The following is a 22550-nucleotide window of genomic DNA, read 5'->3' on the forward strand; positions in this document are numbered from 1 at the left end:
TCATGGAAAGCAAACACAAACTATCCATCAACCAGTGGGCGCTGGAAGACCGTCCCCGGGAGAAAATGATGGAGAAAGGAGCAGCCGCATTGAGTGATGCCGAACTACTCGCCATATTAATAGGCTCCGGAAATACGGAAGAAAGTGCTGTCGAACTGATGAGGCGTTTGCTTCTCTCTTGTGATAACAATCTGAACTCCTTGGCAAAGTGGGAAGTCTGCGACTATTCCCGTTTTAAAGGAATGGGACCGGCAAAGAGCATCACTGTAATGGCTGCTCTGGAACTCGGTAAGCGACGGAAACTGCAAAATATCCAAGAACGCCCCCGCATCTCTTGTTCAAGAGATATCTACGACATCTTCCAGCCTGTTATGTGCGACCTTGAACAGGAAGAGTTCTGGGTATTACTCTTGAATCAGGCGACGAGACTGATCGACAAGGTACGTATCAGCACCGGCGGAATAGACGGAACGTATACGGATGTACGTACCATTCTTCGTGAAGCACTGCTGCAAAGAGCCACGCAAATAGCCGTAGTGCATAACCATCCTTCGGGAAATATCCAACCCAGCCAACCGGACCGGACGCTGACGGAACACATCCGCCGGGCAGCCGACACAATGAACATTCGCCTGATAGACCACGTTATTGTTTGTGAGGATAAGTTTTACAGTTTTGCCGACGAAGGGCTGCTCTGAATAAATTTATTCTTATCTTTGCAATACATATTAATAAGAAAAGCCCTATGGAAAAATTTAAAATAGAAGAAAAGATCGTAGCCATGCTAAAGACGGTGTACGATCCTGAGATTCCGGTGAATGTATACGATCTTGGACTGATTTATAAGATAGACGTCTCCGACAATGGGGAAGCAGTGCTTGATATGACTCTGACTGCTCCTAACTGTCCGGCAGCCGATTTCATCATGGAAGATATCCGCCAGAAAGTAGAATCGGTGGAAGGGGTGACAACCGCCACTATCAACCTTGTGTTCGAACCGGAATGGGATAAAGATATGATGAGTGAGGAAGCAAAACTGGAACTCGGATTCCTGTAATCTCATCACTCAAAACATAAAACTGATAACTCTAAACTCAAAACTCATGAAGAACGTTTATTTCCTTTCCGATGCGCATCTTGGTTCGCGTGCCATAGAACATGGACGTACACAGGAACGGCGCTTGGTGAACTTCCTCGACAGTATCAAGCATAAAGCTTCTGCCGTTTACCTGTTGGGAGATATGTTCGATTTCTGGTATGAATTCCGGTTAGTGGTTCCCAAAGGATACACCCGCTTTTTAGGAAAGCTCTCCGAACTCACGGATATGGGAGTGGAGGTACATTTCTTTATCGGCAACCATGATATCTGGTGTGGGGATTATCTTTCTAAAGAATGCGGAGTGATTATTCATCGTGAAGCATTGACTACCGAAATATACGGAAAAGAGTTTTATCTGGCTCACGGTGACGGATTGGGTGACCCGGACAAGAAGTTCAAGTTGCTGCGCTGGATGTTTCACAGTGCAACACTTCAGACACTGTTTTCTGCTATTCATCCCCGTTGGAGTGTGGAACTGGGCTTGACGTGGGCAAAACATAGCCGTGAAAAGCGGGTGGACGGCAAAGAACCGGATTACATGGGGGAGAATAAGGAACATCTGGTACTTTATACAAAAGAATATCTGAAGAGTCATCCTAATATCAACTTTTTCATCTATGGACATCGTCACATTGAACTGGATTTAATGTTGAGTGCTACTTCCCGTGTGCTGATTCTTGGAGACTGGATCAATTTCTTTTCGTACGCTGTATTCGATGGGGAGAATCTTTTCTTGGAAGAATATATAGAAGGAGAAACACAAGTTTGATTCTTATTCATTAAAGTGCTGATATTTCGACTGATATAAGGTTTCTTTAAGATGGATAGAAACCGTAAAAAGTCAAGACCACGTCTTCAGATTCATTCTATTTTTTAGATGATGAATGTATGAAGACGTGGTCTTGATGTATTTAGTTGCTCAACTTGAATACTACAGAGGCATATCCTCCCAGTTTCAAGGTGTAACTGTCGCTGTCTGTATTTTGTTGCGCCTCGCCATTCACAAACAATACTTTTTCAATCTTGTCTGTCAGCGGAAGTTGCATGGCCGCTCCGCCGAAATTGTGGATGACAAGCAGTTTCTCGTTGTCCTTGGTCATATACCAGGCGGCAATCGGCTTATAGTCTTTTTCCTGTGATTCGTTGTAGACGGAATGTTTGGTCATACTTCCTTCTGCCAGTGCCGGATAGGTGTTACGCAATCGGGTGAGGGAGAGGTATATGTTCAGAAGTGAATGGGTATCGGCTTGTTGGTCTGCTACCGTTTTCACGTTTTTCGAAACGGTGGCATCTGTCTTGTCTGTGTAGTTGGTAGTGTAGCTATCTCCCCATAGCATCGGGCTGCGCACATATTCGTCTCCGTTATCCTTTGTTCCGTAAAGTCCCAGTTCTTCACCGTAATAGATGTAGGGATGTCCGGCGGAAGTGAGTAAGACAGCGGCTGCCAGTTTGCATTTGTCGGCGGATTTGCCCAACTTGGACGATGTACGGTCTTCGTCATGGTTACTCAGTTTCGTAGCTTCGATGTAGTCGCTTCGATAGTCGGCGTATTTCTGTTGGTAAGAAAGGATGTCTTTGGCAAAATAACATCCGGTATTGTTGTTGATTCCCCATTCCAGTCGGTACCAGAAAGAAAATTCAAAAAGGGCAGGCAGACCTTTATAATAAGGAGCCACTTTATCGTATTCCGACAACACTTCGCCTACCATATAGAAGTTGTCCGTATGTCCTTTTTGTTTGTAATAGGCGTTCATATCCTCATAGAACATTTTCAGGAAGCGAGGATTTTCTTCGCTGGTCTCACTGTGGTAGATGTGCTTCACGGCGTCGAGGCGGAGGCCGTCCACACCACGGGCAATCCATCCTTTGGCGGCATCTGCTATTGCCTGATATGCCGGTGATTCTCCTGCCTGGTCTACAGGGCCGTAGTTAAGGTCGGCAAACCAGTCGGTGCAGAAATGAGAATGGAAATAGGTGATCTGCTGGCTGTCGAACATGATGTTGGCAGGGCTGCCGGCGTTGGTCAGTTTGAAATCCTTGTTCAGTGCGAGTTTCTCGGACGAGGAAGAGGCGCCGTATTTTGTTCCGGATGGCCAGGAAGAAGCATTGCTGGTACGGATCAGAAGCCCCCAAGTGGACTCAAAGTCGACGGTGAGTTCATAGATGTTGTTTCCTTTGTCATAAAACTTTTTGCAGATGTCTTCTCCGTAGTATAAGTATTTGGCGTTGTCGGTGCCTGTGTCCGGATTATCCTCGTCTGCTTTGGTTCCTGTGGAAACGACAAGGATGGGGGAAGATGCGTTGCTCCAGTCCAGTGTAAATTTCAGCAGTCCTTTCACGGCAGCGGTCTCGTCAGAAACTTGAAACCATTCTGCGGCATTGTATCCGGCTGCGCCTTCTTGGGTGATCATGTCGATTTTGCCTGCTGCGATATCTGTCTTCGGGTCTTCGGAGAAAGAATAATAATTGCGATACGGGCTTTCGGATGATGAACTGGCTTCGGTAAACCACGGATGGTCTGTGCCGGTGTGGTTCATTACGTAGTCCAGATAAATCTTGATGCCCCGGTTGTGGGCTTCCGTAACCAGGCGGTCGAAGTCGCTTTCTGTGCCGAGCTGCGGATTGACTTTGGTGTAGTCTGTGACGTCATATCCGTGGTAAGACATACAGGGGTGGATGGGAGAGAGCCAGAGGGCTTTCACGCCCAGCTGGTTGAGATAGTCCAGCTTTTGGGTGACGCCATTCAGGTCTCCATATCCGTCTCCGTCGCTGTCGGCGAAGGAATAGACCAGTAACTGGTAGGAGATGTCTGCCCGTTTGGTCTCGTCCCATGTGTCGGGAGAGGCGGTCAGTGCGGTCCATTGCCCTTCGACGGGCGGTTCGGGTTCCGGAGCAGGCTCGGTGATATTTTTGTCATCGCTGCAAGCGGTCATGAATGCCATGAGCATTGACAACCACAAAAGAGATAAAAAATGAAGATGTTTATTCATAATGATGATGTATTAAAGACAATAAGTGTAGTCTCTTAAAAAACAGTGGCCGCCCCGATTTCATTGTATTCGCGACGGCCATTCCCTGTTTCTCTGATTTCTTGTAGTATTATTCGATACGGCCTGTTCCGTTGCCGAAGTTCAGATAAACCTTTTGTCCGGTTTTACCTTGTACTGCAGCTTGGTCACTGCCGTTGCCCCGATAAGCTATTTCTCCGTCGAAGATGATAAACTCTGTTTTCCACCAGTCGCCGGCAGAGACAGCTTTCGGATTTACGCAGATTCGCACTGCGCCATCTTTCAGGAATGCCGGAGAAACAAATTCACCATCAGCCGTTCCGGGCACGGTAAATAAGTCCTGTTCTACCAGTTGAGCGTCCCAGCCGTTGTATGAGGTATCGCCCATCAGATATACATTAGGCTTTTCAAATTCTACCGCTTTGTCATCGCCGATAACGGAGACATATACTAAGTACCAGCCGGCTATACCGACTTTTATGTTACCGCCTTCGTCCGACAATCCGGCAAGGTCTTTGGATTCCTGTGAGATAGCATCTACAAAACCGAAGTCATTGCCCCAGTTGGCTTGCGGTGCAAACTTCACCTGATCGTTAGCTGCGAAATAGAAGATTCCCCAGAAAGTTCCTTTCGTTCCGTTGACCGGAACAAGTGCTTTCCAAGCATTCGGATCACCGGCAGGAGTTCCCCAGTTGTATGCGCTGCCGGTCATATAAAGTTCGGTGGGCGCACTGTTGTCTTTCACTGTAAAACGGTAGTTGAAGGCATCGAACGAGATTTTGATTTTACCGTCCAGTGCTGTATTAATGGCTTCCGCATTCGTCCAGGTAACAAAATTATCACCGGAGTCATCACCGTCTACACTACTTCCCAAGGCTTTGGTCCAGTCTATCTCGTTTCCGTTAATAGCTGAAGCCGGGAAAATCTTGAAGTTCGAAGTACTTTCTATTTCTGCTTCCAGTATATACAGGTTTTCATCGAGAGCGTCCTTCTTCATCTGTTGGGCACTGTTGCCGTCCCAGCCTGTGAAATCACCGACTATATAATAGCCGTCGGGATCAACAGCCGGAGTTGTGGCAGGCTGCAAGGTGATGCTTACTTCATTTCCCACCAGTTGAATACCTTCACCGGAAGGAGTTACGGCAGAAGCATTGATAGAGATTTTCAATTCACGTACCACGCTTGCACGGCTTTTGTAGGCTTCCTGCGTCACACTGTCCAGTTGTGACAAGGCTACTTTAAAGACATGATCTTCCGTCATGGAAAATGGAATGGTGTGATTCTCATTCAGTGTCAAAGAGTTGACAGCGATCTTACTGCCTTCTTCGGCTGTGGTCGAGCTTAACTTTGCAATTTCTACGGAATCGGCTGTGGCCGCGTCCATGACGATGCTGGCGTCTTTGCCTGCTGTGAAAGTTGCAGTAAACTGTCCCGCCGACTCTTCCTGGGGATTGGACTGGGGATCAGCCCAGTCCTTGAAATCTTCGTTACAGGCAGAAAATCCGATTGCTGCCAGAAACATCCCTGTGTATATTAAATGTTTTTTCATGATGAATCGTTCTTTTTAAAGTTAATTACTTCTTTTCTCCTGTACCTGCCGTGAAGTTCAGATGGATCACATTGCCGGCTGAACCCTGTACGGAATAACCGTCTCCTTTTTCTGTCCAACTGTCAATAAGGTTGAAATCACGATAGAAGATTTCACCGTCGTGGAGTGTAAACTCAGTTCTCCACCAGTCGAGGTCTGTCTTGAAGCACATACGGACTTCTCCGCTTGCAGTCATGGCAGGAGATACGAAGTTGCCGTCTTTGGTAGCGGGAACCGCAAACTTCCATTCGTCGGTGAATGCCCACGAACCGCCGGTTGTGTTACCGAACAAATATACTTCAGCCGGATAGAAGGTAATGGTAAACTGATAGTCATCCCCTTTGACAGCCGCTTTGACGTAGAAGAGATACCATCCGGCGTTCTCTACGACGAAATTGTCACTGCCGCTGACTCCTGCTCCGGCTTTGTCGGTAACCGTCACGCGGTTGTCGTTAATGCCGATATACTCGTTTTCCTTTGTTCCGAACTTGAACTCGGAGTTGGCATCGAAGTAAATCATTGAATAGAACTGGCCGTCCATACCGTAGACACCTGCCATCGGTTTCCATACTTTCCAGTCGGCATCCAGCATAGAACCTACAATGAACATCGTCTTGGGAGGTGTCAATGAACTGGTGCTCTTGGAAATCAGAACGTTGGGCAACTCAATCACATTGGAAAGACATACTCCTTTTCCACTGCTTGTGATGTTGGCTTTCAGGCGGATATATACAGCTACCGGTTCGGTAGGGAGTTCTGCCTGCTCTCCGTTCACGGCTGTCCACAAATCGAGAAGCGCATTGTTGAGTTCGGAGGCATCCACATTGATCTTTGCTGTCGGGGAGGTGCTTTCCAACACTGTATAGTTGGCTTTGCTCTCATCTGTCGCTTCTATGAAATCCTGTTCAAATGAGGCTTGTACCGTGTAGGTGGTAGCTGCCGGAAAACCGTAGTCCGGTTGCGAACAAGTGAGTTCTACAGTCTGGGCATTCTTCAGGTCATATACATTGTTGGCTGCATACGCGGGCGTATTGAGCGTGAATGTATCGGGCTCGTTCAGGGTCGGATTGCTGTCATTGTCTGTTTCGCAGGCTGTAAATAGAGGCAGCGCGAAGGTGACAGCGAGTAATATGTTGGATATTTTTTTCATAATGGCATTCTTTTATATAAGGATGAACTCTTGGTTATTTATAGCCTTCATTTTGTGACATATTCCTGTTATTGTTTATATCCGATACAGGGATAGGATATTTGTTGTAGTATGAAGCGACAGATGTTCCGTTCATTGCTCCACCTTTCCAGTCCCAAAGATATTTATTGGTTGTGAACATACCGAAACGAACCAAGTCTGAACGACGGCGACCTTCCAGATAGAATTCACGTGCCCATTCGTCGATAAGTTCCTGTTCGGTTACGGTCTGTACCTTTCTTGTACAGTTGGCGCGTTTGCGAAGTTCATTGATGTCTCCTGTGGCGTCTCCTCCCTGACGGAAAATGGCTTCCGCACGTGTCAGGTATGCTTCTGCCAAACGGAACAAAGGAATATCTGTGTCAGGATAAGTAGCATGGCTGACGGGTTTTCCGTCAGAGCGGTAATTCTGCCATTTTACAATCGACAAGCCATCGGTGAATCCGCTGATCGCATCTGTCTGAATTTTGCGTCTGCCGCCTCCTACACCAGAGTATAGCAAGGCACGGTCGTCACCGGCAGCTTTGATCATGTCTTCTGTTCTGATGCCATATTCTGCATCGAAAGCATCGATCTGCTCATCTGTATCTAAGCCTTTGGTTGGAATCTCAACATCGGCGGGCAGCATCGGCACATCTTCGAGATTGGAGAAGAACTTTTGTACCATTGCTGCACGGGCAAAGATACAGGACCAACCGTTCGTTGTTCCCATACGGGGCATACCGGCTACACGAGTACCACAAACCAGATAAGTTGAACCGCCATAGTTACGTGTCTTCACTCCATCCTGACGGATAGGCAGAATGATTTCCTGCATGGCATTTTCATTCTCGTCGTTATCGGCCATAAAAAGTTCGCTGTAATTTGTACATAGCTTATATGCTGAGCCAATCACTTTGCTGGCATATTCTTCCGCTTTTGCATAATCGGTTTGTCCGGTGTATACGCCTGCGTTCAGGTACAAACGTGCGCGGAGCAACCAGTTGGCGGCTTTGTCTGCACGTCCGAAGGGAGCCTGGCGAGGTTCATACATATCACCTTCAATTTCGTTCAGTTCATTCTGAATGTAGGTATAGAGTTCCGTACCTTTCTTCTCGACAGGCAAGTCATTGTTAAAGTGTTCCTTGAACGGAGCTTTACCGAATAAGTCGAGGAAGTACCAATAATGGAGGGCACGCAGGAAACGTATTTCCGCACGTTGGCGCAGTGTTTCTGCATCTGTCATGCCTTCGGTCTGGTCGAGGAAGAAGTTGTATTGTGTGATGTCATATCCCAAACGGACGTAAACCCACTCTGTGCGCTGGCTGGAAGGACTCCAGCTAATGCTTGTAAGCTGGGGGATGTCCTGATTCTCCTGCCATGCCCAAAGACATTCGTCGGTAGGCAGTTCGTTGCAGTTGAAAGTGGTACGATAGAAACCGGATTCGCCTTCGTCTTGTCCGTCGAGGTCAGGAGAGCCGTCGATACCCTTTTGTCCGGTTACACCCAACATGGCATATCCTTTCACAAATACTCCCTGCTGGTCGAAACTACCTCCTGTCTGAGGGTCGATGGGACTAATATCCAGATCGTTGATACATGAAGTTACTCCCGAAGAGAGAACTGCGATCAGTGCGGCTGAAAATAGCTGTTTGATATATTTTGTTTTCATGATAAATTGATTTAATGAATGTTAGAATTGCAGACTTAAACCTAATAAGAAAGTCATTGCTCTGGGATATGGATTGGCGTCGATACCGCTTTTTACTTCCGGATCAAGGCCTTTGTACTTGCTGATAATGAACGGATTCTGTACAGTAGCATATACACGCCCGCCAACACCTTTGTAGGTTTGAGTCTTCCACAGATTCTGGAAAGAATAACCTAACGTGATGTTATCACAACGTAAGAATGATGCGTTATGTATAAAATAGTCGCTCATGTAGTAATCACCTTGTCCGCTGAAACCGAGTGCGACAGCTTCGGCGCTGGTGTTGCTATATGCATTATTGGAGTACAGTCCCGAAGTGCTGACGTTGGCTTTGTTGCTCAGGAAGTCATAGTACACATAGTTGTTCAGACTGGCACGTAAGGAGAAGCTGAAGTCAAAGTTCTTATACTGCATTTTGGAGGTCAGTCCCATCAAAACATCGCCTGCCGGTTTTTTGTAGATATATTTGTCTCCGCTGTCTATCGTTCCGTTTCCGTTACGGTCAACAAACATATTTTCAATAGGTTTGCCATTTTCGTCGTATACCTGCTGGTAAACGTAGAAAGAATTGGCAGCGTAACCTACTTTATTCGCCTGTACCTTGGTATTGTTACCTCTGGAAATCTTATCGCCTGCTTCTACGTAATAATCGCTGTCGTCGCCACCTGTCAACTTGGTGATTTCATTGTGGTTCCATGTAATGTTATAGCTGAGGTCCCAAGTGAAGTCCTTAGTCACAATCGGTTTGGCATTGATGGAAAATTCCATACCGTAGTTTTCCAGTGAACCGATATTCTGTGTCATCTGGGCATTGAAGTTAGTTCCGACGGGAATCTTAACGCTGTTCAGCAGGTCATCCGTTTTACGGAAGTATCCGTCGATGCCGCCTGTGATTCTTCCATTCAGGAATCCGAAGTCCAGTCCGGCATTCCATGTGGTCGTTTTTTCCCATTTCAGGTTTTCATTGAAAGCCTTCGGGCGGGAAGTAGAGTAATACGTATCGCCAAAAGGATACTGGGCATACTCGTTATTGACTACATACAGAGGAAGATAAGCAAAATCATCACCTATGTTTTGCTGACCGGTAATACCCCAGCCTAAACGCAATTTCAGATCAGACAGGACATTTACATCTTTCAGGAAGTTTTCTTCTTTAATCTTCCATCCCAGTGCCAATGACGGGAATGTACCCCAGCGGTTATCTTTAGAGAAACGTGACGAGCCATCCCAACGCATGGTAAAGGTAAACAAGTAACGGTTCAGCAGGGAGTAGTTCAGACGGCCGAAGTAAGAGACCAGTGTATTTCTGGTTGCATAAGCTGTCTGTTCGCGCAATTTGGCGTCATGGGGTTCTTGTGTATAGGAGTCCCAGCCCTGGCCTTCTTCAAATCCGTTGCGATGGAAGTGCTGTTCTTCACCACCGACCATGATGTCAAAGTCGTTTGCACCCAAAGACTTGATATACTGTACATATATGTTGTACGAAAGGTTGTATTTATATTGGGTTACGTCGCCATTCCAACCATAATAATTATTGCCGAATGAGTATGGAGAAACAATCGTAGTCTGCGTACCTTCCGCATATTCTCCACCTATGCTTGCGTGCAGACGGAGGTCAGGCAGGAAATGGAATTTATAGTCAACGTCTACATTTCCAACAAAGTCGTTGCTGTTTGCCTTGTCATTTTTGAGTTCCAGTGCAGCCAGCGGATTTTGGGGAGAGTTCGGATTGGACGTATATCTCCAGTCCGGATTGCTGAAACCTGTGGTAGAATTAATATTCTGCCAGTAGCCGCCTGTAAACTGGTAAGGGTCTTCGTTAGAATAAACCGGACGGGTAGGGTCGATGGCCAATGCCCCGCCAATGGCGGCACCTGTATCGGCATAGCGGTTTTTACCGTTCATGAATTTGGCATTGATGTTGAACTTCAGATGATCTTCAAAGAAGGAAGGAGCCAGGTTCACGGAAGCAGTGAAGCGTCGGAAGTTGGATGTTTTCACAATACCATTGTCGTCTGTATAACCTAAAGATACACGGTAAGGCAGGTTCTTGAATCCTCCGTTGATAGAAACATGATGGTCGGTGCTGACAGCTGTACGGAATATCTGGTCCTGCCAGTCTGTATTGGCGGTTCCTAAATCTGCCGGTAATTTGTCACCCCATAACTGATTGGCGTAAGCGCGGTATTCGTCTCCGCTCAGTACATCATAACGTTTTTGAGTTTTGGAGAAGGATACGGAGCCGTTATAGCTTACGCTGGGAGCTTGTCCGTTCTTTCCTTTCTTGGTGGTGATAATAATGACACCATTGGATGCACGCGAACCGTAAATGGCAGTTGCAGAGGCATCTTTCAGTACAGTAAGGGTTTCGATGTCCGCAGGGTTAACCATTGACAAACCGTTTGCCATCCCTTTGATACCTTCGTTGTCAATAGCCAGACCGTCAATAACGATCAGCGGGTCATTGCTTGCATTCAATGAAGAACCGCCACGAATACGGATTTGTGCGCCACCGCCCGGTGTACCGTCATTGGAGATCACGCTGACACCGGCAATTTTACCGGATAACATATCCTGAGCATTCGTCGTAATACCTTTACTTAGTTCATCGGGCTTGATAGCCATTACCGAACCGGTCATATCGTTCTTTTTCACCTGACCGTAACCGATGACTACTACTTCGTCCAGTATTTCCGTATCGTCTTTCAGTATTACATTCATTTGTGCGGCGACGGGAAGTTCCTGTGGCTGGTACCCGATAAATGAAACTACTATTATATCGCCTTGCTTGGCAGACAACTGGAAGTTGCCATCGAAATCGGTAATCGTTCCGGTGGTAGTGCCTTTCACCACAACATTGGCACCGATAACCGGTTCGCCTGTTGCGTCTTTTACCATTCCTTTGACGGCTATTTGTTGAGCAAATGCGTCAACGGACAAGAATATTCCGGCTATAAGCGTAAGCAGGACCTTGAACATAAAGTTTCCTTTTTTCATGTTTTTGTCTTTAAAGTTAATTGTAAAATCTCTATTCATTCTCTCTTAAGAAATACCTATTGAAAACCTTCTCTTCGTCATCATTTTTAGTGCTCGAAAACACTCTCTTTTACCGAATAATAATTTCTCTGTCTTTATAATCTTTTGATACCTTTTATCTCTGATTTATCTTTTACCTCTTTGATGCTGATAGCATATCCGCCTCCGTTAGCTGCGTGCAGGTTCAGCTTGCTCTTATTCGTCAGAATACCTTTCTTGATGGTATAAGCCTGCGGGTTCTCTTTCCAGTCGGCATCTTTGGCATCCGCGTAGACGGTAGCGATGTATTGTTTGCCCGGAGTCAGGAAGTCGAATACGAGTTTGGAGGTATGACCGTTTTCACCGGCTGTGCAACCTACGTACCAGTCGTCCGTACCTTTTGCCTTACGGGCAATCGTGATGTATTCTCCCGGTTCTGCTTCCAGATAGTTCGTTTCGTCCCAGTCGAGAGCTACGTCTTTGATGAACTGAAAAGCGTCCATAAAACGTTCGTAGTTTTCCGGAATGTCGGCAGCCATCTGCAAAGGACTGTACATGGTAACGTATAGTGCCAACTGGCGTGCAATGGTAGAACGTACCTGAGAATTGTTTGCCGGATTCATCTTGTTGCAATGCGTTTCGAAGATGCCGGGAGTGTAATCCATCGGACCGCCAACCAGGCGTGTGAAAGGCAGAATTGTTGTATGATATACTTTGTTGCCTCCGAATGATTCATATTCTGTTCCGCGGGCGGATTCATTGCCGATCAGATTCGGATATGTACGGCAGATACCGGTAGGGCGGGTTGCTTCGTGTGCATTCACCATGATTTTGTAATCGGCGGCTTTCTTCACTGCATACAGGTAGTGATTGTTCATCCATTGTCCGTAGTGATGTTCGCCGCGGGGGATGATGTTGCCTACATAACCGCTCTTTACGGAGTTGTATCCATTGTCTGCCATAAACTGGTAGGCTTTGTCCATGTGGCGTTCGTAGTTGCGTACAGAAGCGGAAGTCTCGTGATGCATCATCATTTTGATTCCTTTGCTGGCTGCATAGCGGTGGATTTCCTTCACATCGAAGTCGGGATAAGGAGTCACGAAATCAAATACATAGTCTTTGCTGTTGCCGAACCAGTCTTCCCAGCCTTCGTTCCAGCCTTCAACCAGTACTGCATCGAATCCGTGAGCAGCAGCAAAGTCAATGTAACGTTTCACGTTGGCCGTGTTGGCAGAATGTTTGCCGTTCGGTTTTGTTTTGGAGTAATCCGTTTCACCGAGTTTTACGCTGGTCAGTTCGTCGGTGTAAGCCCATGAACCTTTTCCGGTGATCATGTCCCACCATACGCCGATATATTTCACGGGTTTTATCCAAGAAGCGGCATCCGCTATCTTGCAAGGTTCGTTCAGGTTGAGAGTGATACGTGAAGCGAGGATATTGCGGGCGTCATCGCTCACGATAACCGTACGCCAAGGCGTGTTGCAGGGAGTCTGCATATATCCTTTGTCTCCTTTGGCATCCGGTGTCAGCCAGGATTCGAATACCATATTCTTGTCGTCCAGATTGAGGTGCATACATGAGTAATCAACCAAAGCGGCTTCGTGAAGATTGATGTATAAGCCATCATCCGTTTTCATCATCAGTGCAGTTTGTACGCCTGTTTGTGAGAAAGGAGTCTGAGAAGAGTTCGGAGTGATCGCTTCTTTCATCAGTCCTCTGATCTCTGATAAGCGGGAAATGGTGTAGTCATATTCCTGCGTATCATAGTCACCCGGTATCCAGAAAGCGATATGATCGCCGTTCATGCCAAACTGAGAATGTTCTTCCTTGATCACGAAGTAATTGAGTGACTTCTGCTGAGGAAATTCATAACGGAATCCCAGACCGTCATTGAACAGACGGAAACGGATAACGATAGAGCGGTCATTCATGGGTTGATACAGGGTGACTGCCAGTTCGTTATAGTGATTGCGGATTTCTTTTTCTTCTCCCCAAACTGGTTGCCAGGTTTCATCAAAGGTAGCCGTTTGGGTATCCTTTACTTCGAAGCCGTCGTACAGGTTGGTCTTTGAATCAAGTTTGGTCAGGTCTCTGCGGTCCACCCAGTCGAAGTCGGTTCTGGTATTATCTTCTTTTTTCAGTTCCAGTCCGAGAGTGCTGGGTTTGATTACCACTTTGTTCTTATACGTCAGTTCATACGTTGGGGCACCTTTTGAGTCTACTTGAAAGGTCATTACCAGATTGTTGTCCGGTGAGGTTAATTTCTGTTGGGCATTCGCAATGAATGAGATGCAAAGGAATGCGATGAGCGATAAAATCTTTCTCTTTTTCATTCTATTTATGGTATTAAATTATAAGCTAACTAATATTTTTACTCCGCTCTGTTCCGGATATTGCAAATATAGCAACCATCTTGAGACTTTGGGCTGTCTAGAATAAAAATACAAGTTTATATAAATCTCAATGTTTTGTTTTACAGTAGTTTATTTTCTTTCTGCATCCTGATAAATATAAGTCGAAGTGAACTTATTAAAAGGATAGGATGTATATTCCACGACTTGGAAGTGTTAATTCATTTCTTAATTCAACCTTTTTCTCTGTCAATAAATCGAAAGCAGATGAAGCGGGGAGTATTTCTTGGTAAGGAACCAGGTCGATGGTCTGTTCCCGGTCGTTTCCGTTCAGGAAAACAACGACTGACTTATCACCGTATTTGCGTTCGTATACGTAGATACCCTTATTCGGTGCGAAATGTTTGAGCTGCCCTTTGGCAATGACTTCGTTTCCTTTTCTCCATTGGAGCAATTTTTGCATAAAGGAGAATGCTTCGTTTTGCTGCGGAGTGCGGTTGGCTGCGTCAAAGCAGTTTTTTGTATCGTTCGGCCAACCTCCGGGGAAGTCGCAGCGGAGCAGTCCGTCTCCATTCGCCTTGTCGGCTGCCATCAGGATTTCAGTTCCATAATATATCTGCGGTATTCCGCGGGTTGTCAGTAAGAATGTCAGGGCTTGCTTGTACCGGTCCAGGTTCTTTGTATCAGCTTCCGAACGGTAGAAGCGGGAAGTATCGTGATTGTCGAGGAAGGTCAGCAGGTTCATTGGATGGCTGTAGACGATGTCCTGCGACAGATATTCGTAGAGTCTGAAAAGTCCTCCGTTCCATTCGGTAGTCTCTTCGTCGAAAGCCTTGTTCATCTCTTCCATTAGCGGGAAGTCCATGACAGTAGGGAGGTTGCTGTTTTTCGGATAAGCGAGTCTGCTGTCTTTCTGCCAGTAGGAGATGAGTACATTGCTGCCCAGCCATGTTTCACCTACAATGTTGAACTTGGGATATTCTTCATTGACCGCTTTGCACCAGCGTGCCATCATATCAAAGTCGGCATAAGGGTGTGTATCCTGACGGATGCCGTTGATACCGGCATACTCTATCCACCAGATGCTGCTCTGTATCAGATATGTAGCTACATGACGGTTTCTTTGGTTGAAGTCCGGCATGGTCAGTGTGAACCAGCCGTCGATAGCGATTTTCTTTTCGTAATCGGAAGCATACGGGTCCATTTGAGTGGCAGTCTTGAAACTGGTCTGCACGTAGTTGCCTTCAAAGTTAAACCAGTCTTTGGAGGGCATATCTTTAAACAGATAGTTGTCCGAACCGCAATGGTTGAAGATCATGTCCATTACGACTTTCAGCCCTTTGGCATTAGCTTCCTGAGTAAGTTTGCGGAACTCTTCGTTACTGCCGAAGCGGCGGTCTACCTGATAATAGTCGGTTATGGCATAACCGTGATATGATCCTTCTTTCATGTCATTTTCCTGAATCGGGTTGAGCCATATACTGGTGACTCCGAGGTCTGCTATGTAATCCAGATGATTCTCTATTCCTTTCAAGTCGCCGCCATGACGTGCGAAAGGCTCATTACGGTCTACATTCCCTTCCAGCATTCCGGGAATGATGTCGTTGGAGGGGTCGCCATTGGCAAAACGGTCCGGCATAATGAGATAAAGCACGTCGCTCGAATCAAAACCTTCTACTGCCGAAGCATTCGGCCGGCGCTGTTTAAGCTCGTAAGGGATTTTGGTTTGCTTTTTGCCTTGTTTCAGGATGATGTCAAAGTTCTGTGGAGCAGCCTTCGAAAGGTCTAAATACAGAACCAGATAATTAGGATTCTCCTGCTTCACCACTTCTTGCAGCGTAATATCATCGGCAGAAAGACTGACGTCTGCGGACGATATGCGGTCACCGTATAATAGTATCTGCAATTCGGGATTCTTCATTCCTGCCCACCAAAAGGTCGGGGCTACTTTCTTTATAGTGCTTGCTGCGAATACCTGGTGAAGACCGGGTAATAATAATAGTAAGATAATGAATAATAAATTCCTTTTCATGGTAACTAGATTTTTAAAATTTGTTCGGGGGAACCGATGATGCAAATGTAGGCGAATCGGGTATGCCGTATGGCAGTTAGAAAGAAAATATAAATGCTTATTTTGAATAGGCTGTTGATAATAAGCCTTTTATCATTGCCGCCGCTATCGAAAAATACAAGTGAAAATGAAAATTGTTATGGCGATATTTTTCGTTTTTATTACTATAATCATTATATTTGTCACATCTTTAAAAAAGTACCTTATGAGAAATCTAACCTATTATCTTTTGTTTCTTCTTTTAGCTTCTCCTCTTTCCCTGTCTGCAAAGCATACGGATATAAATAAGGCTGCCCTTAAAAAACTGGATGATGTTATAAGTAAGAAGGAAACTTATCAGATACGGAGAGAAAAAGACATTACTGATTTAAAAGTACAACTTGCCCATTCCACCGATCCTGCCCGGAATTATGAGTTGTATGCCTCCCTCTTTGGGGCTTACCTGCATTATCAGGCAGATTCGGCGCTTCATTATATTAACCGTCAGATGGAGATATTGCCCCAATTAAATCGTCCGGAACTGGAATATGAGATTATCATTAACCGTGCTACGGTAATGGGGGTAATGGGAATGTACATCGAAGCTATGGAACAATTGGAGAAGATTGATCCTAAAAAACTGAATGAATGGACTTTGCTTTCTTATTACCAGACCTATCGCGCCTGCTACGGCTGGCTCGCTGATTATACGACAAACAAAACCGAAAAAGAAAAATACCTGAAAAAGACCGATTTGTACAGAGATTCCATTATCGCCGCCATGCCTCCGGAAGAAAATAAAACAATTGTTCTGGCGGAAAGATGTATCGTGACCGGAAAGGCTGATACGGCTATCGGCATGCTGAACGATGCACTGAAAGATATGGAAGACGAACGTCAGAAAGTATATATCTATTATACCCTTTCCGAAGCATATAGCATGAAGAAAGACGTTGAGAAAGAAGTTTATTATTTGATACTGACTGCTATTGCAGACTTGGAATCTTCCGTCCGGGAGTATGCTTCCTTGCAGAAACTCGCACATCTGATGTATGAATTAGGGGATATTGACCGTGCTTACAAATATCTGAGTTGTTCGATGGAAGATGCTGTAGCATGTAATGCCCGTTTGCGATTTATGGAAGTGACAGAGTTTTTCCCGATTATTGATAAGGCTTATAAACTGAAAGAAGAGAGAGAACGGGCCGTTTCCCGTGCCATGTTAATTAGTGTCAGTCTGTTGTCGCTGTTTCTCCTCATTGCTATTTTCTATCTGTATCGTTGGATGAAGAAGATATCCGTCATGCGTCGGAATCTAAGCTTGGCCAACAAGCAAATGTCTGCGGTCAACAAAGAATTGGAACAGACCGGAAAGATAAAGGAAGTATATATTGCCCGTTATCTGGACAGATGCGTCAATTATCTAGATAAACTGGAAACTTATCGCCGCTCTCTGGCCAAACTTGCCATGTCGTCACGTATCGACGAGTTGTTTAAAGCAATCAAGTCCGAACAGTTTATCCGGGACGAACGGAATGAATTTTATAACGAATTTGATAAGTCATTCCTTAAACTGTTCCCCCACTTTATTACTTCTTTTAATAATCTGCTGGTAGAAGAAGCAAGAGTCTATCCAAAATCGGACGAACTGCTGACAACGGAACTCCGGATCTTTGCCCTTATTCGTTTAGGAGTAGTGGATAGTAACAAGATTGCTCATTTTCTGGGTTATTCTTTGGCTACGATCTATAATTACCGGAGCAGAATGCGCAATAAAGCTGCCGGAGATAAAGATCGGTTCGAACAGGACGTAATGAATTTGTAAGTACACTCTAATCTCTCTTCATGTCTCCAATAGACATAAACGTGATATGACTATTTGATTGTATATGAATGGTTTAGAGTTTCTATAAATTTCCTGCCTTGGAAACTGCCGTTTCCCGGTGTGGGAACGATCGTTTCCTTTAAAGGTAACTGTCGTTTCTCGGTGAGGGAACGCCCGTTTCCTAACGGGAAACAGATAAAGAGAAGGGACCCAATGAAAATCATCTATTATAATGATAATATTATTTAGGCACGGATTGCACGAATTTCACGGTCTTTAATTGAATAGAACCGTGTTAATCCGTGAAATCCGTGCCTAAATGAAACTAAAAAGTGTTTTGATTACATATTCGTGTAGTCAATTCTTTATTTATATCCGGCAGCTTTAGCTATTCGTTTCGGAATTTCCGTATTGTCAATCTTCTCACCGAACAGTTGAGAACCGGCACCGATGGCAAATACCGGCACATAACCGGCAGAGTGACCGCCGCTTACCCAGCCTACCATAGATATCTGATCCATTACTTCTTTAGCGCGTGCAGCCATCGGCTCGCTCTTAGAGTACATGCTTTCGGCAAATACCACTTTATTTCTGACAAAGGATTGTTCGAACTCGTCACGCAGCTTCTTTTCCTGTTCCCAGGAAATAGGGAACTGTTTCCAGAAGCCCATTTCTTCACCCAGGAATTCTTTCATGTCTTCCCAAGTCACTTTGTTGCTTTTTGCTTTTCTCAGTTCGCTGATACGTCTGGACAATCCGTCAGCAGAATGTTTTTGATATTGCAATGCTTTCAGGTTCAACGCATATTTGCCTGTACCCAGTACGATACCACCGGTTTCGTGGTCGGCCGTAACAACGATCAGTGTTTCTTTCGGATGTTTCTTGTAGAATTCGTAAGCTACTTTGATAGCGTCATCCATATCCTTTACTTCATTGAATACGGTAGCGGCGTCATTACCGTGGCAAGCCCAGTCAATCTTTCCACCTTCTACCATTAAGAAGAACCCTTTGTTCTTGCCTTTGGTCAGGAAGTCGATAGCACTTTCTGTGATTTGGGCAAGAGTCAGATCATCGTTTTTGCGGTCGATGGCATAAGGCAGGCAGGAAGGATCTTTGCCTTCTTCCTGTATCAGGATCATTTTGCCGGCATCCTTGCTTTTGGCTTTATAATCGCTGTAACCACGTGCTACGGTGTAGCCTGCTTCTTCGAAAATAGGGAAGATGTTGGGAGCGTCTTTCTTGTCATACGTCTTGTCCGGTTTCAGAAAACCACCGCCTGCATAGAAGTCAAAGTTCGCTTTTGTCAGGTCGACAGCGATTTCATAATTCATATTACGGTCTGCCTGATGAGCGTAGAAAGCGGCAGGAGTGGCGTGGTCTACGCTGACGGAAGTAGTGACACCCACTTTCTTTCCGGCTTTCTTGGCTTTTTCGGCTACGGTTTCAATCGGGTTTTTGTCTTCTCCTACAGAGATGGCGCTGTTGTAGGTCTTCTTTCCGGTTGCCAGTGCAGTACCCGCAGCGGCAGAGTCGGTAACGGAGTTTGTCGCGGAGAAAGTGGTTGCCATCGTTGCTACGGGAAATTGGGTGAACAATAAAGGTTCAACGCCGATGCGCCCGTTTTGCAGTTCTGCCTGATACATCTCAGTACCATTTACCTGATTGACTCCCATTCCGTCTCCGATGAAATAGAATACATACTTTGCCTGCTGACCGTTGGCTGCAACGGAAATAAGGACAAAGAGCAGTGTGTAAATCAACTTTTTCATTCTTTTGTATCTTAATATTAGGGTTAGTGATGGACAAAGGTAATAAAAACGGTGGAAGTGCCGAAGCAAATCCACCGTTTCTTTAGTTCGCCCAGCACGAACATATTCTAACGGGTGTAAGTCCCTAAAGCGCCCTGACAACGGGAAGTATATAGCCAACGGCAAGGGTGTCCATCGTGAGGTGGAATCTGAAGGAAGCCTGCGGCAAATATCTGGTCTGACGTACAGAAACTTGATATTAAGGCTTAAGGATGTGGATAAGTTTGCTAAACAAAACGAAGTCCTATAGTTGTCCGGAACATCCGAAGTAAATCAAGCAGACATAAGATGGAAAGAATATGTCCATAACTGGGGAGGTCTCACGGGCGAGGAAAAATAAATAAATACAGTCAAGCAGTAATAACGAACCGTGAGAAGTCAGCAGAGGTCATAGTAACCGACAAGGTAAAAAAATCGGCAGTCGGTGAAGGACTGAACTTTTAATCAAACAAGTACCATTTAATACTTTATGAAAGAGTCAATGCGGAAAATCAGTAAAACGAACTGCCCACAAATGGATAGGACAGCATCCGACGAGTATGTGGGAGTGCAGACTTTTATGGAGATAAAAGATGAGCAGCTTGTGGAAGTGCAATTGGAAGAAAACAATCTGTTGGAACTCCTTCTAAGTCCATCGAACTTGAATGCGGCATACCGCCAAGTCGTAAGGAATGGAGGAGTGGGAGGTGTCGATAAGATGGAGACGAGCGAACTGTTGCCATACCTTACCCTCCATAAAGACGAATTGTTGGAAAAGATACGCAGGGGGAAGTATCGTCCGTCCCCTGTGCGCAGGTTAGAAATTCCGAAAGACAACGGTAAAACTCGCCCATTAGGTATCCCGACAGTGGTAGACCGCTTTGTTCAGCAGGCAATCAGCCAAGTGTTGATACCGCTTTACGAACCTCAGTTCAGTGACAACAGCTTCGGCTTCCGCCCTCATCGTAGTGCTCACGATGCACTGCATAAGGTGCAGGAATATGCAGACCAAGGTTATCGCTACTGTATCGGTTTGGATTTGGAAAAGTTCTTTGACCGTGTTAACCACAGCAAACTGATAGAGGTCTTATCCCGAACCGTCAAGGACGGCAGTGTAATATCTTTGATACACAAATACCTTAATGCAGGAGTTGTAGTATCTCACAAATACGCGGAGACTGCCGAGGGCGTCCCCCAAGGTGGTCCATTGAGTCCTATATTGAGCAATATTCTTCTTAATGAGTTGGACCAGGAATTGGAACGCAGGGGGCACCCGTTTGTCCGCTATGCCGATGATTGTCTGATCCTTGTCCATAGTCTTCGGGCAACGGAGCGAGTCCGTGATAGTATTTCCGAGTTTATAGAAAAGAAGTTATTCTTGAAAGTAAACAAAGAGAAGACAGAAGTCGGTTCCATCTGCGGCAAGAAGTATCTTGGACACTCCTTCTACTGAAGAGCCGACCGTAAATGTGGTCTTAATCTTCATAAGAAAAGTCAATCCAAGTTCAAACGCACCATCAAGCACCTGACCAGCCGTAGTAGTGGTCAAGGCTACGCTTGGCTGAAACTCCACCTGACGCAATACATCCGAGGTTGGCTGACATACTATCGTTATGCCGATATGAAAGATTTTATAATCAAAACAGCGAAGTGGTACAATCGTCGTCTTAGAATGTATATATGGAAGAGTTGGAAGCGGGTACGTACACGTTTTGCCAGCTTGCAGAAGTGTGGCATCCCTCGTCGGAAATCTTGGGAATGGGCGAATACCCGTAAAGGCTATTGGCGCATTGCGGATAGTTGGATATTGCATAGAGCAATCACAACAGATAAGCTTGTAATGGCGGGTTATCCGTCAATGATAATTCTTTATACCCAATTGCATCGCAGTTAAGAGAACCGCCGTATGCCGAACGGCACGTACGGTGGTGTGAGAGGTCGGAAAACGAAAGTAGGAGGAAAACTTCTACTTCGTTTTCCTCCTACTCGATTGTCATTTGTATGACATTTATGCTTTCACGCGTCCTACGTAAGAACCGTCACGAGTGTCGATTTCAATTGTTTCACCTTCGCTGATGAACAAAGGCACACGTACTGTTGCACCTGATTCTACGGTAGCAGGTTTCAGTGTGTTGGTAGCTGTATCACCTTTCATTCCCGGTTCTGTGTAAGTAACCTTCATCTGGACCTTGATCGGCATATCTGCATAAAGTACTGTTTCGGTAGAAGCGTCAGAAACAACTTCCAGTGTCATACCTTCGAGCAGGAAGTCTACACCGTTGATCAGGTCGTGAGCGATAGGGTGCTGGTCAAAAGTTTCCTGGTTCATGAAGATATAGTCTTCTCCTTCTTTATACAGGAATTGGTATGGGCGACGTTCAACGCGTACATCTTCCAGTTTTTCACCGATATTGAAACGGCGTTCGAGAACATAACCGCTTACTACGTCTTTCAGCTTGGTACGCATAAATGTGTTACCTTTACCTGGTTTTACATGCAGGAATTCTATACAGAAATAGAGCTTTCCGTCCATACGGATACAAGTTCCGTTTTTGATGTCTTGAGCATTAATCATACTGCTGTTTTTCTTATTATATTATTGTTATTTAATTGTCTTCGTCGTAATTCGAGTGCAAAAGTAATCTAAATCAGTAAAAAACACAAAAACTTTTGAGCAAAAATGACTTATCGCTTGGTTAATTTAAAAAAAGTCTCTATTTTTGCAGCCCGATTACGTAGAATAATAACATAAAAACAAGATACAGTAATGAAAAGAACATTTCAACCCTCTAACAGAAAGAGAAAGAACAAACACGGTTTCCGTGAGAGAATGGCATCGGCTAATGGTCGTAGAGTATTAGCAGCCCGCCGTGCGAAAGGCAGAAAGAAACTGACTGTTTCTGATGAGTACAACGGACAGAAGTGGTAATCATCACTCAGAAACAAAA

The 22550-nt window shown here is 45.3% G+C and carries 14 protein-coding genes and 1 pseudogene; 6 read left to right on the forward strand and 9 right to left on the reverse strand.

Annotation, left to right across the window (positions count from 1 at the left end; all coding sequences use genetic code 11):
• The first annotated feature begins 2 nt into the window (after positions 1 to 2).
• The 3 genes from radC to ACHLI0_RS16195 are packed head-to-tail and all read left to right on the forward strand — an operon-like array spanning position 3 to position 1868.
• Entirely contained in the window at positions 3 to 698 is a 696-nt protein-coding gene (gene radC, locus ACHLI0_RS16185) for a RadC family protein (RefSeq protein ID WP_008767010.1), read from the forward strand.
• 47 nt (positions 699 to 745) lie between these two features.
• On the forward strand, positions 746 to 1057 hold the full coding sequence (locus ACHLI0_RS16190) for a metal-sulfur cluster assembly factor (RefSeq protein ID WP_011108936.1): 312 nt from the start codon (positions 746 to 748) through the stop codon (positions 1055 to 1057).
• A gap of 46 nt (positions 1058 to 1103) precedes the next feature.
• On the forward strand, positions 1104 to 1868 hold the full coding sequence (locus ACHLI0_RS16195; RefSeq protein WP_490749679.1) for a UDP-2,3-diacylglucosamine diphosphatase: 765 nt from the start codon (positions 1104 to 1106) through the stop codon (positions 1866 to 1868).
• A 142-nt stretch (positions 1869 to 2010) separates the two neighbouring features.
• On the opposite strand, the gene susG is transcribed toward ACHLI0_RS16195, so the two are convergent.
• The 7 genes from susG to ACHLI0_RS16230 form a co-directional block, all read right to left on the reverse strand.
• The gene (gene susG, locus ACHLI0_RS16200) at positions 2011 to 4089 is read right to left on the reverse strand and encodes an alpha-amylase SusG (RefSeq protein WP_490749680.1); all 2079 of its coding nucleotides are present in this window, start codon (positions 4087 to 4089) and stop codon (positions 2011 to 2013) included.
• Between the two features lie 109 nt (positions 4090 to 4198).
• Entirely contained in the window at positions 4199 to 5656 is a 1458-nt protein-coding gene (gene susF / locus ACHLI0_RS16205; protein WP_490749681.1) for a starch-binding outer membrane protein SusF, read from the reverse strand.
• Positions 5657 to 5681: 25 nt separating this feature from the next.
• The gene (gene susE / locus ACHLI0_RS16210; RefSeq protein WP_490749682.1) at positions 5682 to 6845 is read right to left on the reverse strand and encodes a starch-binding outer membrane protein SusE; all 1164 of its coding nucleotides are present in this window, start codon (positions 6843 to 6845) and stop codon (positions 5682 to 5684) included.
• A gap of 34 nt (positions 6846 to 6879) precedes the next feature.
• Entirely contained in the window at positions 6880 to 8535 is a 1656-nt protein-coding gene (gene susD / locus ACHLI0_RS16215; protein WP_490749683.1) for a starch-binding outer membrane lipoprotein SusD, read from the reverse strand.
• Positions 8536 to 8556: 21 nt separating this feature from the next.
• On the reverse strand, positions 8557 to 11571 hold the full coding sequence (gene susC, locus ACHLI0_RS16220) for a starch-utilizationTonB-dependent receptor SusC (protein WP_113747940.1): 3015 nt from the start codon (positions 11569 to 11571) through the stop codon (positions 8557 to 8559).
• 134 nt (positions 11572 to 11705) lie between these two features.
• The gene (locus tag ACHLI0_RS16225) at positions 11706 to 13922 is read right to left on the reverse strand and encodes a glycoside hydrolase family 97 protein (RefSeq protein WP_055220458.1); all 2217 of its coding nucleotides are present in this window, start codon (positions 13920 to 13922) and stop codon (positions 11706 to 11708) included.
• A 196-nt stretch (positions 13923 to 14118) separates the two neighbouring features.
• Positions 14119 to 15972: a glycoside hydrolase family 13 protein gene (locus ACHLI0_RS16230; protein WP_490749684.1), complete on the reverse strand. Its 1854-nt coding sequence runs from the start codon at positions 15970 to 15972 to the stop codon at positions 14119 to 14121.
• Between the two features lie 244 nt (positions 15973 to 16216).
• Between ACHLI0_RS16230 and susR the strand changes: the two genes are divergently transcribed.
• Entirely contained in the window at positions 16217 to 17815 is a 1599-nt protein-coding gene (susR, locus tag ACHLI0_RS16235) for a SusR family glycan utilization regulator (RefSeq protein ID WP_490749685.1), read from the forward strand.
• A gap of 365 nt (positions 17816 to 18180) precedes the next feature.
• On the opposite strand, the gene ACHLI0_RS16240 is transcribed toward susR, so the two are convergent.
• Positions 18181 to 19584, reverse strand: a complete 1404-nt coding sequence (locus tag ACHLI0_RS16240; RefSeq protein ID WP_490749687.1) for an alkaline phosphatase — start codon at positions 19582 to 19584, stop codon at positions 18181 to 18183.
• Between the two features lie 508 nt (positions 19585 to 20092).
• On the opposite strand from ACHLI0_RS16240, the pseudogene ltrA reads away from it, so the two are divergent.
• A pseudogene (ltrA, locus tag ACHLI0_RS16245) lies at positions 20093 to 21496 on the forward strand (group II intron reverse transcriptase/maturase).
• A 114-nt stretch (positions 21497 to 21610) separates the two neighbouring features.
• On the opposite strand, the gene efp reads toward ltrA, so the two are convergent.
• Positions 21611 to 22177, reverse strand: a complete 567-nt coding sequence (efp, locus tag ACHLI0_RS16250) for an elongation factor P (RefSeq protein ID WP_151209712.1) — start codon at positions 22175 to 22177, stop codon at positions 21611 to 21613.
• A 192-nt stretch (positions 22178 to 22369) separates the two neighbouring features.
• Here efp and rpmH point away from each other — a divergent pair, with 192 nt between their 5' ends.
• Complete coding sequence (rpmH, locus tag ACHLI0_RS16255) at positions 22370 to 22531, forward strand: 50S ribosomal protein L34 (protein ID WP_005678985.1); 162 nt, start codon at positions 22370 to 22372, stop codon at positions 22529 to 22531.
• Positions 22532 to 22550 lie beyond the last annotated feature (19 nt).

The sequence above is a fragment of the Bacteroides sp. RCH18 genome (assembly GCF_058231005.1).

Coding starts and splice junctions, on each gene's coding strand:
- ACHLI0_RS16230 (WP_490749684.1), bottom strand. CDS start 15,972: ATGAAAAGGAATTTATTATTCATTATCTTACTATTATTATTACCCGGT.
- ACHLI0_RS16240 (WP_490749687.1), bottom strand. CDS start 19,584: ATGAAAAAGTTGATTTACACACTGCTCTTTGTCCTTATTTCCGTTGCA.
- ACHLI0_RS16190 (WP_011108936.1), top strand. CDS start 746: ATGGAAAAATTTAAAATAGAAGAAAAGATCGTAGCCATGCTAAAGACG.
- susD (WP_490749683.1), bottom strand. CDS start 8,535: ATGAAAACAAAATATATCAAACAGCTATTTTCAGCCGCACTGATCGCA.
- rpmH (WP_005678985.1), top strand. CDS start 22,370: ATGAAAAGAACATTTCAACCCTCTAACAGAAAGAGAAAGAACAAACAC.
- radC (WP_008767010.1), top strand. CDS start 3: ATGGAAAGCAAACACAAACTATCCATCAACCAGTGGGCGCTGGAAGAC.
- susR (WP_490749685.1), top strand. CDS start 16,217: ATGAGAAATCTAACCTATTATCTTTTGTTTCTTCTTTTAGCTTCTCCT.
- ACHLI0_RS16195 (WP_490749679.1), top strand. CDS start 1,104: ATGAAGAACGTTTATTTCCTTTCCGATGCGCATCTTGGTTCGCGTGCC.
- ACHLI0_RS16225 (WP_055220458.1), bottom strand. CDS start 13,922: ATGAAAAAGAGAAAGATTTTATCGCTCATCGCATTCCTTTGCATCTCA.
- susC (WP_113747940.1), bottom strand. CDS start 11,571: ATGAAAAAAGGAAACTTTATGTTCAAGGTCCTGCTTACGCTTATAGCC.
- susE (WP_490749682.1), bottom strand. CDS start 6,845: ATGAAAAAAATATCCAACATATTACTCGCTGTCACCTTCGCGCTGCCT.
- susF (WP_490749681.1), bottom strand. CDS start 5,656: ATGAAAAAACATTTAATATACACAGGGATGTTTCTGGCAGCAATCGGA.
- efp (WP_151209712.1), bottom strand. CDS start 22,177: ATGATTAATGCTCAAGACATCAAAAACGGAACTTGTATCCGTATGGAC.
- susG (WP_490749680.1), bottom strand. CDS start 4,089: ATGAATAAACATCTTCATTTTTTATCTCTTTTGTGGTTGTCAATGCTC.